The sequence below is a fragment of the Microcoleus sp. B7-D4 genome (genome assembly GCF_036705125.1).
In the GTDB taxonomy this organism is placed as follows: Bacteria; Cyanobacteriota; Cyanobacteriia; order Cyanobacteriales; family Microcoleaceae; genus Microcoleus.
In genome coordinates this window covers 1-16,573 of sequence record NZ_JAUBTT010000024.1, presented here as the reverse complement: position 1 = coordinate 16,573, position 16,573 = coordinate 1, and the positions used below count along the sequence as shown (strand labels likewise).

General features: G+C 46.5%; 15 protein-coding genes. 7 read left to right on the top strand and 8 right to left on the bottom strand.

Annotated features, from left to right (window positions below; translation table 11 throughout):
• Positions 1-71: 71 nt before the first annotated feature.
• Entirely contained in the window at positions 72-1,601 is a 1,530-nt protein-coding gene (locus tag QUB12_RS11990) for a YifB family Mg chelatase-like AAA ATPase (protein ID WP_333306884.1), read from the bottom strand.
• Positions 1,602-1,659: 58 nt separating this feature from the next.
• Positions 1,660-1,872: a hypothetical protein gene (locus QUB12_RS11985; RefSeq protein WP_333306882.1), complete on the bottom strand. Its 213-nt coding sequence runs from the start codon at positions 1,870-1,872 to the stop codon at positions 1,660-1,662.
• Positions 1,873-1,874: 2 nt separating this feature from the next.
• Here QUB12_RS11985 and QUB12_RS11980 point away from each other — a divergent pair, with 2 nt between their 5' ends.
• From QUB12_RS11980 to lnt, 3 genes are all read left to right on the top strand, one after another.
• Entirely contained in the window at positions 1,875-2,222 is a 348-nt protein-coding gene (locus QUB12_RS11980) for a histidine triad nucleotide-binding protein (RefSeq protein WP_006631073.1), read from the top strand.
• Between the two features lie 885 nt (positions 2,223-3,107).
• Positions 3,108-4,190 (top strand): photosystem II q(b) protein, encoded by a 1,083-nt coding sequence (gene psbA, locus QUB12_RS11975; RefSeq protein WP_333306880.1) that lies wholly within the window; start codon positions 3,108-3,110, stop codon positions 4,188-4,190.
• A gap of 334 nt (positions 4,191-4,524) precedes the next feature.
• The gene (gene lnt, locus QUB12_RS11970) at positions 4,525-6,423 is read left to right on the top strand and encodes an apolipoprotein N-acyltransferase (RefSeq protein ID WP_445300663.1); all 1,899 of its coding nucleotides are present in this window, start codon (positions 4,525-4,527) and stop codon (positions 6,421-6,423) included.
• Between the two features lie 73 nt (positions 6,424-6,496).
• Here the strand turns inward: lnt and QUB12_RS11965 are convergent, their stop codons facing one another.
• Positions 6,497-7,402 carry a bestrophin family ion channel gene (locus QUB12_RS11965; RefSeq protein ID WP_333306878.1) on the bottom strand — a complete coding sequence of 302 codons (906 nt, stop codon included), beginning with the start codon at positions 7,400-7,402 and terminating at the stop codon, positions 6,497-6,499.
• Positions 7,403-7,780: 378 nt separating this feature from the next.
• On the opposite strand from QUB12_RS11965, the gene QUB12_RS11960 reads away from it, so the two are divergent.
• Positions 7,781-9,928 carry a DHH family phosphoesterase gene (locus QUB12_RS11960; protein WP_333306876.1) on the top strand — a complete coding sequence of 716 codons (2,148 nt, stop codon included), beginning with the start codon at positions 7,781-7,783 and terminating at the stop codon, positions 9,926-9,928.
• On the opposite strand, the gene QUB12_RS37570 is transcribed toward QUB12_RS11960, so the two are convergent.
• Positions 9,875-9,994 carry a pentapeptide repeat-containing protein gene (locus tag QUB12_RS37570; RefSeq protein WP_445252029.1) on the bottom strand — a complete coding sequence of 40 codons (120 nt, stop codon included), beginning with the start codon at positions 9,992-9,994 and terminating at the stop codon, positions 9,875-9,877. The two genes, QUB12_RS11960 and QUB12_RS37570, sit on opposite strands and share 54 nt — an antisense overlap.
• Before the next feature lie 100 nt (positions 9,995-10,094).
• A complete protein-coding gene (gene psb30 / locus QUB12_RS11955; protein ID WP_333054512.1) occupies positions 10,095-10,235 on the bottom strand; it encodes a photosystem II reaction center protein Ycf12/Psb30 in 141 nt (46 codons plus the stop codon).
• Between the two features lie 349 nt (positions 10,236-10,584).
• On the opposite strand from psb30, the gene QUB12_RS11950 reads away from it, so the two are divergent.
• The 3 genes from QUB12_RS11950 (at position 10,585) to QUB12_RS11940 (ending at position 11,958) form a co-directional block, all read left to right on the top strand.
• Positions 10,585-10,953: a YkgJ family cysteine cluster protein gene (locus QUB12_RS11950; RefSeq protein ID WP_333141717.1), complete on the top strand. Its 369-nt coding sequence runs from the start codon at positions 10,585-10,587 to the stop codon at positions 10,951-10,953.
• Between the two features lie 163 nt (positions 10,954-11,116).
• Positions 11,117-11,440, top strand: a complete 324-nt coding sequence (locus QUB12_RS11945; RefSeq protein WP_333141715.1) for a hypothetical protein — start codon at positions 11,117-11,119, stop codon at positions 11,438-11,440.
• Positions 11,441-11,670: 230 nt separating this feature from the next.
• Entirely contained in the window at positions 11,671-11,958 is a 288-nt protein-coding gene (locus QUB12_RS11940) for a YggT family protein (RefSeq protein WP_333102770.1), read from the top strand.
• Positions 11,959-12,211: 253 nt separating this feature from the next.
• Here QUB12_RS11940 and QUB12_RS11935 read toward each other — a convergent pair whose 3' ends face one another.
• The 3 genes from QUB12_RS11935 to QUB12_RS11925 all read right to left on the bottom strand — a co-directional run bounded on the left by QUB12_RS11935 (position 12,212) and on the right by QUB12_RS11925 (position 15,405).
• Positions 12,212-12,643 carry a hypothetical protein gene (locus QUB12_RS11935; RefSeq protein WP_190657424.1) on the bottom strand — a complete coding sequence of 144 codons (432 nt, stop codon included), beginning with the start codon at positions 12,641-12,643 and terminating at the stop codon, positions 12,212-12,214.
• 107 nt (positions 12,644-12,750) lie between these two features.
• A complete protein-coding gene (locus tag QUB12_RS11930) occupies positions 12,751-13,800 on the bottom strand; it encodes a shikimate dehydrogenase (RefSeq protein WP_333141713.1) in 1,050 nt (349 codons plus the stop codon).
• Between the two features lie 240 nt (positions 13,801-14,040).
• Positions 14,041-15,405 (bottom strand): P-loop NTPase fold protein, encoded by a 1,365-nt coding sequence (locus tag QUB12_RS11925; RefSeq protein WP_333306874.1) that lies wholly within the window; start codon positions 15,403-15,405, stop codon positions 14,041-14,043.
• Positions 15,406-16,573 lie beyond the last annotated feature (1,168 nt).

The following is a 16,573-nucleotide window of genomic DNA, read 5'->3' as shown; positions in this document are numbered from 1 at the left end:
TCCTCAAGAAAGAGCATTTATCCGTGGGGTCGCCTCTAAAATCTAAAATCTAAAATCTAAAATCGATTGACTTACTGCATCCGATCGATCGTCCGATACTGCACCGCCTCCGCCACATGATTCGTTTTCAAGCTTTCATCCCCCGACAAATCAGCAATAGTTCTAGCAACCTTCAAAATGCGATCGCTCGCCCTCGCCGAAAGCCCCAACTTCCGAATCGCCATCTCCAACAAATTCCGAGAAGCATCATCCAACTGACACCATGTGTTAATGTGACTGCTTTGCATTTCCGCATTACAGCGCAAACTAGATTCCGACTGAAAACGGCGAGTAGCGAGCTCTCGCGCCCGCTGCACCCTCACCCGCACCGGTTCCGACTCCTCCCCCGTCGGCTGTCGCGTAATTTCTTCGGGTTTCAAACGATTTACGGCCACTTGCAAATCAATCCGATCCATCAAAGGCCCCGAAAGTTTTGCCCAATATTGCTCCCTCTTTTGCGGCGAACAAGTACACTGTTGAATCGAATCGCCGTAATAACCGCAAGCGCAAGGATTCGTACTAGCAACTAATGTAAATTGAGCCGGAAACATCACTGATTGTCTAGTCCGAGAAATCGTCACATAACCATCTTCCAGCGGTTGTCGTAAAAACTCCAAAACATCTCTTTTAAACTCAGTTAATTCATCCAAAAAAAGTATGCCGCGATGTGCTAAAGAAATTTCACCCGGACGCGGAAAACTGCCGCCACCTACCAAAGAAGGGCCAGATGCCGAATGGTGAGGACTGCGAAAAGGTCGATCGCCCACCAAGCTCCCCTTATCCTTCAACAACCCAGCCACCGAATGAATTTGAGTCACATCCAAAGCTTCATCAAAAGTCAGCGGCGGCAAAATACCCGGCAAACGCCTCGCCAACATAGTCTTACCGCTCCCTGGCGGCCCCACAAAAATTAAATTGTGTCCCCCCGCCGCCGCAATTTCCAAAGCCCGCCGCGCGTGAATTTGCCCCTTTACATCCTTTAAATCTAGACCCGAAAACCGGGTTTTGGCTAACTCTTCTCTACCGTTTACTTCTACAGGCGAATAAACTTCAGGATTGTTCAAAAAATCAGTAACTGCAAAAATATTCTCAAAACCATAAACAGATATTCCGTGCACCAAAGCCGCTTCTTGCGCGTTACCAGCCGGTACAACCAACCCCGAAATACCCATTTTTTGAGCAGCAGCGGCGATCGGCAAAACCCCAGCCACAGGCCGTAAACTCCCATCTAAAGAAAGTTCCCCTAAAAACAAATAATCTCCCAAAAGTTGACCGCTGACTTGTTCGGATGCTGCTAAAATGCCAATGGCGATCGGCAAATCAAAACTCGGCCCCTCCTTCCGCAAATCCGCCGGAGTCAAATTAATCACAATACTCCGCATCGGAAAAGCATATCCAGAATTTTTTAGCGTAGCCTTAACCCTTTCTTTAGCTTCTTGCACCGCAGAATCGGGCAACCCCACAACGACGATTTTCGGTAGCCCCCCTGACACATCAGCCTCAACACCCACCTTTACCGCGTCAATTCCAACGATCGATGCACTCCAAACCCTAGCAAGCATTTTTCTTTATCCTTAATTTGCCTGTCCTTGATTCATCATCTATTATGATTAACAATGACTAATGAATATCGGGAGAGGCAAGAAAACTTTTCCTTGCCTCTTCTTTTTCTCCTCTTCCCTCTCTCCTGCTGCCTCTTCCCTCTTCCCACTTCCCCTTCTCCCTTCCCACTTGGGCCTTCCCTCTTCCCACTTCCCACTTGGGCCTTCTTCCCTCTTCCCCCTTCCGCCTTCTTCCTTCTTCCTTCTTCCTTCTTCCTTCGTTCGTTAACACCCATGACAACTCAAGAAACGCTTTTCAGCAAAATCATCCGCAAAGAGATTCCGGCAGACATCGTTTATGAAGACGACTTGGCCCTCGCGTTCCGAGATATCCATCCGCAAGCACCCGTCCACATCCTCGTCATTCCCAAACAGCCTATTGCCAAATTAGCCGATGCCGAGTCGGGAGATCATGCTCTCATGGGGCACTTGCTGCTGACTGTCAAACGGGTAGCAGAACAACTCGGACTTAGCAACGGCTATCGCGTCGTCATTAATAGCGGCAGCGACGGCGGCCAAACTGTAGACCACCTGCACCTTCACATTCTCGGCGGACGGCAGATGAAGTGGCCCCCAGGCTAAAGCCTAATTTTTACGCAGAACTTGCGGACTCATCCTCAGAAACCCGGTTGATTTCTATTGCCCAGCGCTTCAGAAACCGGGTTTCTTTTTTCGTCAATAAACCCCGTGGATTGGAGATTATTGAGAATGCAGCCCGCACTAGAAACCCGCTTTTCACTATTCTCCCGATAAAAATTTCCCCTCGCAGAATCCACCGGCTATATGTGAATAAATATTAAAAATCCTCTCCCCCAGACGTAATTAAGAGATATTTAAACAGAAAGAGAATCGACCTGAAAAAAATAATTTGCTAAAACTGCTGAACCCATCTACAGCTAATAGATTCAGTTCTTCAGGTCGCTATATTTAACCGGTTATGTGGGTAATATTGCTTTGTAAAAAACTATAAATATTTACCAAGAATCCAATTTTTGTAAATGTTTGTAAAATCTTTAAATTGTCAGCAGTAATCCCTTGGCAAACTAGAGTGAATGGTGTTACTAATATAAGCGTGGGGCATCCCCACAACGAACCTTGAAAATTCAATTAAGCCATCATAAACCAAGTCAGTAACTCAGGGCTAAAGCCACTGAGCTTGTAAGAGAAATCAAGCAAGCTGTATTGACCAGCCTAAGTCTTCACTGACTACGTTATTGGGGTCATAACACCGGAAAATGCGACGCTAGTTTTCCGCTCTGTTGTTTACAGTTAAACAGTCTTAAAGTCACTCTCGACAGTGCTGTAAGCGTGACAAGCCCCGATAACCTTGGCGAAGCGAACATTACCCCGAAAAGGAGATTGAGGCAACCATACCTCACCGGAGAGGCAACCATACCTCTCCAACCCCGCAAGGGATTCAAGGCGGTTGAAACCGCCGAGTCGTTTCCCACTTACCGAATGTTTCTTATGACAACAACCGTACAGCGTCGCGAAAACGCCAACGTTTGGGAGCAGTTTTGCAACTGGGTAACTAGCACGGATAACCGCATTTATGTAGGTTGGTTCGGGACGCTCATGATCCCAACTCTACTCAGCGCTACCATCTGCTACATAATCGCCTTCATCGCTGCTCCTCCAGTGGACATCGACGGCATCCGCGAACCAGTTGCTGGTTCCTTGATGTACGGCAACAACATCATTACTGGTGCTGTTGTTCCTTCATCGAATGCGATCGGGCTTCACTTCTATCCCATCTGGGAAGCAGCTTCCCTCGATGAGTGGTTGTACAACGGCGGCCCCTACCAATTGGTAGTATTTCACTTCCTGATTGGCATTTTCTGCTACATGGGTCGTGAATGGGAATTGTCCTACCGCTTAGGTATGCGTCCTTGGATCTGCGTCGCTTACTCTGCACCAGTTGCAGCAGCCACCGCAGTATTCTTGATCTACCCGATCGGACAAGGCAGCTTTTCTGACGGTATGCCCTTGGGTATCTCCGGCACATTCAACTTTATGATCGTGTTCCAAGCCGAGCACAACATCCTGATGCACCCCTTCCATATGTTGGGAGTTGCTGGTGTCTTCGGCGGTGCTCTGTTCTCCGCCATGCACGGTTCCTTGGTAACATCTTCTTTGGTTCGCGAAACAACCGAAACTGAATCTTTGAACTACGGTTACAAATTCGGTCAAGAAGAAGAAACCTACAACATCGTTGCAGCCCACGGCTACTTCGGTCGTTTGATTTTCCAATACGCGAGCTTTAACAACAGCCGTTCTTTGCACTTCTTGTTAGGTGCATGGCCAGTTGTCGGTATCTGGTTTACCTCTTTGGGTATTTCCACGATGGCGTTTAACTTGAACGGTTTCAACTTCAACCAATCGGTTATCGACTCGCAAGGTCGCGTCATCAACACTTGGGCTGATGTCATCAACCGCGCTAACTTGGGTATGGAAGTGATGCACGAGCGCAACGCTCACAACTTCCCTCTCGACTTGGCCGCCGGTGAGACAACTCCTGTAGCAATGGTTGCTCCTTCCATCAACGGCTAAATTTAGCTTTTGATTTAACAAAAAGCGCTCCTAGAAATAGGGGCGCTTTTTGTTTGGGCAAGTAGAATTGGATAGATTTCCTTCTGTTAAATCCGTTAAATATCACATCTTGCACCATTCTCAGGAACAGGCAAGATGCCTGTTCCACAAAGAGTGAATTTTCTTGTGGAACAGGCATCTTGCCTGTTCATAAAAAGCTTATTGAGAATGGTGCAACTTCTCAGTTAAATCCGTTAAATCTGTTAAATCTCGTACACTGCGCGTTGCCGAGCTTCCTTCTTCCCGATCGATCTGATATATTGATTAAGAATTATTATTTTTGGCAATCATCAAAGTGGCGATATTTAACAGGCACAAATTTGAAAAACTCGTGGTTCATAAATCCAAAACATTAGCCTGGGCGATCGCACTTTTCAGCGGCATTTTGATGGCATTGACAACCGCACCAGTAAATGCTTGGCTATTGGCTTGGGTAGCCCTAGTTCCCCTCTGGATTTTGGTTGTTAGTTATGAAAAGCCTCTTCAAGAAGTAAAAAAACAAAAATTTTTCATTCTTCCTGCTTCATTCTTCCTTCTTCCTTTACTCTGGGGAATTGGCTATCACGGATTAGCCTTATCTTGGATTATGGGAATTCACCCGATGACTTGGTTGGGAGTTCCTTGGTGGCCGAGTTTGGCGATCGCACTTTTTTGCTGGGCATTCATCACCCTCTGGGGAGCCGCCTTAGTCGCCGTTTGGGCGTGGCTATTTGTAATTCTCAACTCTCTAACTTTACCCGGCAAAAATCCTATTCATATTCTTAACTCCCCCCCTTTACAAGGGGGGGCTGGGGGGGGTAGCTCCGATCTTATTCTTCTTAACTCCCCCCCTTTACAAGGGGGGGCTAGGGGGGGTAGCTCCGATCTTATTCTTCTTAACTCCCCCCCTTTACAAGGGGGGGCTGGGGGGGGTAGCTCTAAATTTTCAGCATTAACTCGCGTTTTAATTGGCACAGCTTTGTGGTGCGCCTTAGAAAGTATTTGGAGTACAGGTTCGCTGTGGTGGACATCTCTCTCTTATACCCAAAGCCCGCACAATTTAGCAATATTGCACCTCGGTCAACTCTCCGGGCCCAGCGCAGTAACAGCCGCTCTTGTAGCAGTAAATGGCTTAATCGCCGAAGCTTTTCTTGAAGGAAGAAGGAAGAAGGAAGAAGGAAGTTCGGCAACGGATTGTGTAACGGATGTAACGGATGTAACGGATGGATGGAAGCAGGAGAGAGCCCGAGGTAAGAAGGGAGAAGTCCGAGGGAAGAAGTCGGTTGCTTATATTTTGCCTGCGGGTTTATTTTTAGTTTTGCATATTGCAGGCTGGAGTTTGTACAATCGGCCTTTAATTCAAGAGGCGGGAACATCATTAAAAATTGGCATTATTCAAGGCAATATTCCTAACGAGATTAAGTTTGACTCAGCGGGTTGGGGGCGCGCTTTGGAAGGTTACACCACTGGATACAAACAGTTAGCCGACAGAAAAGTCGATGCTGTGTTAATTCCAGAGACGGCTTTGCCTTTTATCTGGACAAACGAGTATCAACGTTCTACTCTTTCCTTTTACCAAGCTATTCTCGAACGCGGCGTTGTGGCTTGGGTTGGAGGATTCGGACAGCAAGACAATAGTATCACTAACAGCTTATTGGCGATCGATCGCACTGGAGAAATTGTCGGTCGCTACGATAAACTAAAGCTAGTGCCTTTAGGCGAATATATCCCTTTTTACGAAATCTTAGGCGGGATTATTAATCGGCTTTCGCCCTTAGATGCTCATTTAGTACCCGGCAATTCTCAACAATTGTTTGATACGCCGTTTGGCCGCGCCATTGTCGGAATTTGTTACGATTCGGCGTTTGCGGAAATTTTCCGATATCAGGCGGCGAAGGGAGGCGAATTTATGCTCACAGCTTCCAACAATGCCCACTACAAACCGCCAATGTTGGATCAACATCATGCTCTAGATGTGATGCGGGCAATTGAGACGGATAGATGGGCAGTTATCGCAACTAATACGGGTTACTCTGCTTTTGTAAATCCTCGCGGCGAGACGGTTTGGAAGTCTGGGATTAATACCTATGAAGTCCGAGATGCTACTATCTATCGGCGGCAAACTCGGACTTTTTACGTGCGGTGGGGAGATTGGCTGACGCCTGTATTGTTAGTATTGGCTGGGTTAATGCGGTTGATTGTTAAAAAAAATTAATCCGAAGCTTTTAGATTTTAGATTTTATATACCAATCTAAAATCTAAAATCTAAAATCTAAAATCGAATGACTCTACTTATCTTTCACGTGTTCATGAACGCTAGGAGATAAAGAAATTAAATCGTCGATATTGCGCTGCATGGCAGCACAAATATTGTCCAAAGGCAAATCATTGTCATCGTGCCCGAAGGGATTTTCTATTTCAATGCCGATTTCTTCGATGCCGAACAAAGTAAAACTAATTAAAGCCACAACTAAGCCGGTTCCCCAACCCAAATCTTTCACCATTTGAAAGGGCAGGGCTAAACAGTAAAGCAACAATAGTTGTTTCAGGTGAATCGCGTAAGCCAAAGGGATAGGCGTCTTCAAAATCCGCTCGCAGCCACCTAATACATCAATCATAGAGTTGAGCAACTCATTCATACCAGTTAACTGATAGACATCAACGCAATTGCCCTCATACTGCTCGTGCAAGTAATCCTCAATCCAAAAGGCAATTTCTAGAGGGGGATTGTTCATCGACTTGAGCTTTTGGTAGTGCGCTGGGGACATTAACGGCTCCAACTCTGGATTGACTGATTCTTGCCGCAAGTGCAGTTTAAGGGCCACTGCAAAGGCGGGTAACAGGCGCAGGACTGACTTTTTGAGTTCGATATCCTGCGGGTCTTTTTCCTCAATTGCTACCCAGATTTGGCGCGCCAAATTGCGGACGTTGTTGACTAAAGTTCCCCACATTTTTCGACCGTCCCAAAATCTTTCGTAGGCTGTATTTGTCCGAAAAACTAACAGTAGACCGAGGACAATACTGGGTACAATACTCGACAAAATTGGTAAGGAAACCGGCCACTTTAAAAAGTGCAGCAGGGAAATAAGAACTCCAAAGCCGCCGCACAGCAAAACGCGGGGCAAAATTGAGGGAATGACAGACCCCCGAACCTGTAATGCAATTTTAAACCAAGGTGGTCGATCGCCACTCATGCAAGTCTCCTCATTAAATTAGTAGTCTGCGCCCTAGGGCCTGCCGCACAAATGCCTGCTACACTTAGTTCTGCAGCTCCCCTCAGTCTATTTGAGATTCGAGATTTTAGATTGACTCCACAGATAAACCTGGGGCGTTTAAACTTTGGTCTAAAATTTTTTGGTCTCCACGACTGCTGTCGGGGGCTTGTATCCCTATTTGGGTGCGGTGAGAGCTTCCGAAAAAAGCTTTCCTACAAACAACCTTTGGATTTTACCCAAAAAACTCATATTTAGGATCAATCTAAAATCTAAAACCTAAAACCTAAAATCTAAAATTGATTGACTGAGGCACTTAATTCGGTAAGATTAATCATGTATCTTTAAACCTCAGATTCCGTGCAAGAGCTACCGACATCTGTGCCCCCGCATTTTCACCGATTGCCAAACCAACGGTGGCAAATTTATTCGCCTCAACCACAGCAAGCCGAACAGTTTGCCACTGAAATCGGTTTGTCGCCCTTGCTGGCACAGGTACTGATTAACCGGGGCATCGATTCGCTTAAAGAAGTCCAAGGGTTTATCGAACCGGAATCTCTGGTTTTGCCCGCGCCAATGGATGAGTTTCCCGATTTGGCTGCGAGTGTCAAATTGTTGCGGGAGGCGATTTCGGGAGGGCAAAAAATTGCGATTTGCGGCGACTACGATGCTGACGGGATGACGAGCACCGCTTTGTTGCTGCGAGCTCTGAGGGCTCTGGGGGCAAATGTGGATTATGCTATTCCGAGCCGGATGCGAGAAGGTTATGGGATTAACGATCGCATTGTAGAAGAATTTCACTCCGAAGGTGTCGCTCTCATTCTCACGGTTGACAACGGAATTGCAGCCTACGGCCCGGTTGTCAGAGCGCGAGAACTCGGCGTCAAAGTTATTATTACAGACCACCACGACTTGCCGCCAAAACTGCCACCGGCTGATGCTATTCTCAACCCGAAATTAATTGCAGAATCTTCCCCTTATCGCGGTTTGGCAGGCGTAGGCGTTGCTTATGTTTTGGCTATTACTTTGGCGATTGATATGCAGAAAGTTGGGGGGTTGGTAAATCCGCTGCTGGAGTTATTTACTTTAGGAACTATTGCGGATTTAGCGCCTTTGACTGGAGTTAATCGGCGCTGGGTGAAGCGGGGTTTGCGGCTGTTGCCTCACTCGCAATTGGCTGGTATTCAGGCTTTGATTCAGGTAGCGGGAGTGCAGCCGGGAAGTGGGGAAAGTCCCTCAATTCTCAACTCAAAACTCACGGGCGGGCACGGGGGCACCGCCCCTACTCAAAATTCCTTAAAGCCTGAAGATATTGGTTTTCGGCTTGGGCCCCGGATTAATGCTGTGGGGCGGCTGGCTGACCCTCAAATTGTGATAGAGTTGCTGACTACGGACGATCGCGAATTAGCTCTTAAAAACGCGATGCAGTGCGAACAAATTAATCAGCGTAGGCAGGAGTTGTGCCAGGAAATTGAGCAGGAAGCAATTGCTTGGTGCGAGGAAAAGGCGATCGACTTGCAGCAAGAACGAGTTTTAGTTGTGGTGCAACCGGGTTGGCACCACGGGGTGATCGGGATTGTAGCTTCTCGGTTGGTGGAACGCTACGGCGTACCTGTGTTTATTGGTACTTTTGAGGATGAGGGCGGGCACGGGGGCACCGCCCCTACAACCTCATCCTCCTCCGTTCCCCCGTGCCCGCCCGCTAAAATTGTCCGGGGTTCGGCGAGGGGAATTCCTGAGTTTAATGTATTTGATGGGCTGAATTTTTGCGCGGATTTATTAACTAAATTTGGCGGACACAAAGCGGCTGGCGGTTTTTCTATGCCTGCTGAGAATCTCGAACAATTCCGCAGCCAATTGTCGATTTTTGCCAATCAATGTTTGCAGCCGGAACACTTAAAACCGCTGGTTTCAGTTGACGTGCGAGCGGATTTGGCTGAGATTAATCTTGACCTTTACCGACAAATTGATGCTCTAGAACCTTGCGGGATTGAAAATAAGGCTCCTGTATTTTGGACGCCTAATGTTTGCATAACTGAACAGAAAATTGTGGGTAAAGGAGGTCACGTTAAACTAACTGCAACTCAAGATGGAAATGTATCGGCTAGTGTGAAGGCGATTGCTTGGCGTTGGGGCGAATATTTTCCTTTGCCTCGGCGGGTTGATATTGCTTACCGATTGCGGGAAAATAGTTTTAATGGCAAGACATCGGTGGAGTTAGAATTGTTGGGTGTCCGGCTGCCCGCAAGTGTTGCTAGTTCCAGGCCGCCGATGTTCGGAAAAGTTGAGTTTTATTATTGCGATCGCACTTATTCTTGCAGTCTGTCTCCAGCCGGATCGATCGAGGAATTGAGAATTCGCAACTCTCAAGGGCAAGTTTTGGCTGTTGCACCCGGACAAAACATCGGTTTGTTAGGCAACTCCCGCAAGGATGCTAGAGAAGTCGATGTATCTCTACCTTTTTTTGAGAATTTGATTCAAACTGCTAAACACGCCCTCGGTATTTGATAACTCGGTATTTGATAACTCGGTATTTGATAACTCGGTATTTGATAACTCGGTATTTGATAACAAAGCTCGTGCAGCAGGGAAAATTGGCGATCAAGCGTTGTGAATTTTGAATAATTTAAAACTCAAAACTCCCAACTCTCGATCGCCGCCTAGCGTGCTATAATTACAGGTCGCCGCCTTTAGCAGCCAAGAGAAAAATCACGATCGGGCCAGAAAGCACGACTGCTGCGAGTAAAGCTACCTGAACAATGAGTTGGTAGTCTACACCACCCATACCACTGAAAAGATCGGTTATAAAGTCCATTTGTCCTCCTGACTGTAGTGATTAAGTCTAGATTGTTGCATTAGAAAATCCGCTTCTGATTTTACCGGGCGATCGACCATATTTTTTAAGGAACTTTACAAAATTCAACAAAATGTAAACTACGATCGACCTCTCAGTCACAGGAAACCAGGGACTTGATGCCCCTTCCCGGAAAGTCCCCCAATCTAAAATCTAAAATCTAAAATCGAACCGCCCCTTCGGGATATCCGCCTCCGGCGCTGGCAATTGATATACTTGAAGAGCCCCAATCTCCTAAAGTTTGGCATTTTCCACATAATGCTCCGAATCTAAAATCTAAAATCTAAAATCTAAAATCTAAAATCAAACTATGGCTACTTGGCGTTGCGTAAAGCAGTGCGGTGCTTGTTGTTACCTCGACCCAACAGAGCGCCCAGACTTAGACGAGTATTTATCTGAAGAGGAATTAGCGCTCTATTTGAGCTTAGTCGGAGAGGACGGTTGGTGTATCAATTTTGACAGAGCGACGCGAGAATGCGGAATTTATGCCGATCGACCGCGCTTTTGTCGGGTAGACTCAGAGGTGTTTCAGGATATGTACGGCGTTGAGCCGACTGAATTGAACGATTTCGCGATCGAGTGCTGCTTGGAGCACATTGAAGATCTTTATGGCGATCGATCTTTGGAAATGATCCGCTTTAACTCTGAAGTCGGAATTCTCGCCTTACCTGACAACTAACCGAACTTGATGCTCATTAGGCTTTCTCTTTGCGGATGATTTTTCGCGCTGGGCATCTCAATCTAAAATCTAAAATCTAAAATCTAAAATCGTCTGCCGGTTTCTCACCGGGAGAGTGTCAAAATAAACAAATCAAAGAAATATCGCGCAGTTGAGTTGATCCATGAGCAATCGAGAGGGTTTTACAGGGGGATTTATTGCCGGAGCTGCTGTTGGCGGCTTGGTGGGTGCAGTTTTGGGCGCGGTGCTGTCGCGGCGCGCTGCTGAAGCTTTGCTGAGTGAACCTTCAGACGCAAAGACAAGAAAGATCCGCCAGAGGAAAGCCAGCCAACTCGAAGCCGACAGTATGGAAGTAGCAAGGCTGAGTTTAGAAGATAAAATTGCTCAGCTAAATCAGGCAATAGATGACGTGCGGCTGCAACTCGGCGACGTAAACGGGAACGCGCCGGCGCCGGGTGGCGAGGGTTCGATCGCCAACGACTCCTGAATCCCTTTAAAATTTTAGATTAGTCTGGCAGATCGATGCGCGTTACTGACATCTTGCACCATTCTCGCTTTACAGGCCTTTCGGGCCTGTGAAGCCAAGAGTGAATTTTATTGTGGGCCGTTAGTCTTCTAGCCCGCCCGTAAACAGCCTCATGCTCCCCCTCTCCCCGACCTATGCTAAACTTTAAGTTAAAGTGTCTGTAAACTTTACTCAAACTACAAGCAAAATTTATGAGTTCTTCAATAGGCCTTTTGGCAACCACGCTGTCCACATTTCTGCAAATCTATGTAGCCCTGATGATTATTCGGGTGCTGTTAAGCTGGTTCCCTAACATCAATTGGTACGACCCCCCGTTTTCAATTTTGAGTCAGTTAACAGACCCTTACCTCAATCTATTCCGATCGATTATCCCCCCCTTGGGAGGGATTGATTTTTCGCCGCTGATTGCGTTTTTTGTACTGCAATTCGGCTCGGAATTCTTGATTGGTCTTTTGACCAGCTTGCAAACATCCTTGTAGTTTGAAAAGCTTAAGTTTTTAAGCATCGAGCGTAAATTGTTTTGCCGACCTAGCTGCCGACAACTAAATTTTAGATTTGACATTTTTAGATAAACTCCCCGGTTGAAAAGCTGGGGAGTTTATCGTACATGAGAAATGAGAAATTGCCAGCCACTCAACAATCGAAAATCTAAAATCTCAAACTGCATCGCAATTTCACGGCCAGCCAACCCAAAATCTCTTTCTCAGCAATCTAAAATCTCAAATAGTTTCGTTAGCGGCGAACCACGCCAGTAAAACCTGTAGCTTTAAATTGCTTGAGCTTCAAAGGTGTTCGTTGATTGGCGGCAACCGAAATTCTGAGCTGAAAATCGCTAACTCCGGGAGGAACTTCTTCTATAGAACCCAACCGAGTCCGGTTTTGCATCACCGGATTGTCGTCAGCATCATAAATGCGGCCGAAAATATCGGCATTGACAACTGGTTTGCCGGTGCTATTTTCAGCTTTCCCAGTAATCAAAAAGCAGGTAGCTTCCATAGAACTGCCACTGGTGACTGTTCCTTCTCCCATTTCTGCCGGACATTCGCGATAAGAAAGGTCGGAAAGTTTAATCTGCGTCAGAGCCCAAGCAGGTGGAGTGAAGACCAAACTAAAAATTCCGATTAGGCAAGTAGCAAAAAAAAGGCTGATAGCTCGAAATTTCATAAATTGCGGGGCAAGTATATTTTAATTCTCAGCTTAGCGCGAATTGGGCCTCAAATTCCGGCTTATAGGAATTCTGAAAACTACAGCTACTTTTTGAAGAAATGGCATTAATCTAGACCTAAATGCTGTCGCAAGGCTTGGCGCATCACATCAACTGGGACGGATTCTTGATCCAGCCAAATTTTTAAGGCGGCTGCTCCTTGTTGAACTAGCATTTCGAGTCCGTCAATAGCTCGCGCTCCCCGAAGCTGTGCATCTTTGAGAAACTGGGTAGGATTAGGGGTGTAAATTAAATCATAGACGATCGCACTTGCTGAAATTCGATCGATCTCACCAGCCGCAACCGGCGACTTTTCCCCCTGCGGATACATCCCCACAGGCGTCGTGTTCACCAGCAAATCTGCCTGCGAAATTAAACTTGACAAATTATCCCAAGTATGCACCTGCAAATTATGCACGGGCATCGGAGAATTGACCCAACTCTGCTGAAATTCCGCTAAATTTTGTTCGCTGCGGCCGACAACGTGAATCTCTGCACATCCCAATTGAGCGCATCCAGCCACAACAGCTCTCGCCGCCCCGCCATTCCCCAAAATTACCGCTACTTTCTGACTCCAATCGGAACCCCCCCTAGCCCCCCCTTGGTAAGGGGGGGGACAGGATTCAACAGCCCCCCCTTGGTAAGGGGGGGGACAGGATTCAACAGCCCCCCCTTGGTAAGGGGGGGGACAGGATTCGATAGCCGTATTGCCCGTTTCTAAGGGAGAGGTCGCGTCTTTAGCCCCCCCTTGGTAAGGGGGGGTTGGGGGGGGTTGCAGCGGCGCGAGAAAGCCTTCAACGTCAGTATTTGTGCCACACCAACCTTTGTCAGTCAGGTATACGGTATTGACTGCGCCGATCGATCGGGCGATCGGGGAAACTTCCGACAACAGCGGTAGGATTGCTTGTTTGTGCGGAATCGTGATGCTAAATCCCCGAACGCCGATCGCCGCAAATCCTGCAAGAGCAACCTTTAAATCCTCTGGTTTTACTGGAAACGGCAAATAAACAAAATCGACTCCCAAGTGGGAAATAGCAGCATTGTGCATCGCCGGCGACAGAGAATGTTCGACGGGATGACCAATTACTCCCAACAGTTTAGTAGTGCCTTTAATCATTGTTGTTAGTTGACTGTTGACTGTTGACTGTTGACTGTTAACGGTTGACTGTTGAGAGTTGACTGTCGATCGGGCAATGCTGTTGACTTTTGACTGTTGACTTTTGTTAGTTTTCATAGCACATCCTGCTACAATAACGCCCTTATTCTTTAGTCCGCTAGAAGTGAACTTCGTTTGACCGAAGAGCGATTTCAACCGTCAACTGTCAACTGTCAACCGTCAACTGTCAACTGTCAACGGTCAACTGTCAACTGTTTGTCGAAACTCTTTGGCGTCAGCCAAAATCGGATTGACATCAAACCAGTAATCCTCGCCGTAACGGTATTCAAACACCCAGAGACTCCGCAGCAATATTTGGTATTTAGTTTCCCCGTTCACAGTTTTGGTAGCGGATACTTGGCGCAGCAATTGCCACTCATCAGGTTCGATCGCCAAAGTAAGCTGGTGGCGGCGCTGGACGATCACATTTTCCAAAGTTTCCCGCGACAGAGGAGGGTCTTGTTTCTGCAGACAGCCATACAGTAGTTGCAGCAAATTGCGGACATGACCCCCGCTGACTCGACACAGGCGATCGAGAGTTTCCGCAGAGTCGAAAACTTTGCCTACCAAAGCATAGCGCTGCGAAGGGTGCACTGTGGGAAACGCACGCGCCAGAACCATCTGCCGCAGCAATTCCACACCCTCAGAGCACTCAGAACCATCGCTCAACTGTACCGGCACCATCGGCAAAACCTTCGGATCTACCCCAAATCGATTGGTCAACTGGCCCAAATCGTTAGAGAAAATCAGCACCAAAGGAATTGTATACACGACGTGGCAATTTAGTCTGGCCAACTGTTCGCCGCGATCGACAAACAGGTATTCCGGCTGCAGTCGCCCCGTCGGTTTCGCGCACAGGTGTATGCGATCGAGATTGTCGATAATTACTACAAGTCCTTGTTTTCCTTGGCGTTTGAGTTCTTGATTAGCCGGCTCCAACAACTCCTTATTCAGTGCATCTAAAATTACGTTAGTTCGCGGCTCCAAATATTGCCTCAACTCCGATCGCAGATTCGGAGCATCTTTCGCCTTAGCAGTAATTTTCCCAATTCCCAGCGCCAGAGAAAACTCTCCCTCCGTGCTGGCATTTATTTCCCCCAAACCAGGGACATTAGCTTCAGCGCTCAAGTCTATTTGAGTTTGAAAAACATCCGCAACCCCTTTGAGCAAAGCTTTAAAACCCGTCGGTTGCAGCTTGATTTTCATTTTCTCAATGCTTTCGCTCACCTGACGAGCAACGCTCAACAAAATGTCAGTGATATCTACATCTGCCATGTCTAAGTCTTTACTCGACTCAAAGTAAACAACATGAAATCCTTGTTGCTGCAATTGAGCTTGCAGCCGCAGCAATTCTGTTGATTTACCAGAGCCGATGTGACCGGTGAATAATTGACAGGTAGGTGCATCCGGGGACAGACGGCTGATGGTGCGCTCCAATTGTTCTACGATTGTGCCGCCCCGCACTGATGAGAAATCGATATAGTATTGTCTGTCTTCTTGATTTGCTACTGCCAGGGTGTAGCTGGGATTGCAGGCGCTATAAAATTTCTGTAAATTTAGTTCCATACCCTGTTCCATCTTTCACAACATTATGCCCTAATATCTTATTCGTTTCGCTACTTTACTAATCAGAACAAGTGGCCCGTTTATTCGGCTGTTTTATTTTGCGGTCAATATCTTGATGTAGCCCATACAATTTTAGATTTTAGATTTTAGATTTTAGATGGGTAATGACTAATCACTATCGGGGTTGGGGTCTTCCCTCCCTGGCTATTCTTTTTTTAAACTTTTATCATCATACGCACTCACCAATTATACCTAATTTTTGCCTACAGGGAATGAAGGGAAATCACTAATACCCGATAACTAGGCAATCGCTGTGTCTGTGCCGATCGCAATTTTGTATATTGAAATCAACGACGAAGATTGGGCGGTAATGTTCTCGCGTCAAAGTGGCTATTTTAGTACGGTTAACCGAATATATAAAGGGCGGTAACTTGCACCATATCCGAGTTCATAAACCAAGATATTGTGTTTTCTCTGCTGAATTGTCCGATAAATTATCCATATTCCGCCTCCGATACAAAAAATCCTTGTTGTCAGTTTGAATAAAAAAGACACGCTAGTATAGAAACCTCCTTGGCGGTTGCTATATCCCCATTAACCGATTAATCATGGCTGTAATTACTAATCCTAAGATTAGCGAAATCAATCAGTTAATCCGCATTTAAATTGCATAGTAAAATAAATTTTTCCTCTTGTGGGGAGTAGGGGTTGGGCAGGAAATCCCGCCCTCAATATACAAATTAAATGCACAACAGCTTAGGAATGAGAATTAAATAACTTCCACAAGTTTGTGGGATGGGCGGGACGCCCATCCCACAATAACAATTAAAATTGTAAGTTATTTAATTCGCGATCCTTAGATCAACAAACCCATATTCTTTTCGTCCTATACTTTGTAGTTTGGTATTCTTGAGTGGCAGTTAGTTTAATTATTTAAATCCTAAATATACTCAGTACGGTCAGAGACCATACTGAATTGCCAACCATTTCTCACGCTTGCCTGCCCGTTATCAAATTTCTCAGTCTCATCAAACTGTGGTTCAATTTAGTCCACAAAGCGTGGACTTCAGCTATGAGACAGGGATTTCAATCCCACATTCCGCACCCCCAACTGGCACATACACGGAGTGAGGGGGTAAAAGTGAATCATCCGAGACAATAGTGAGTA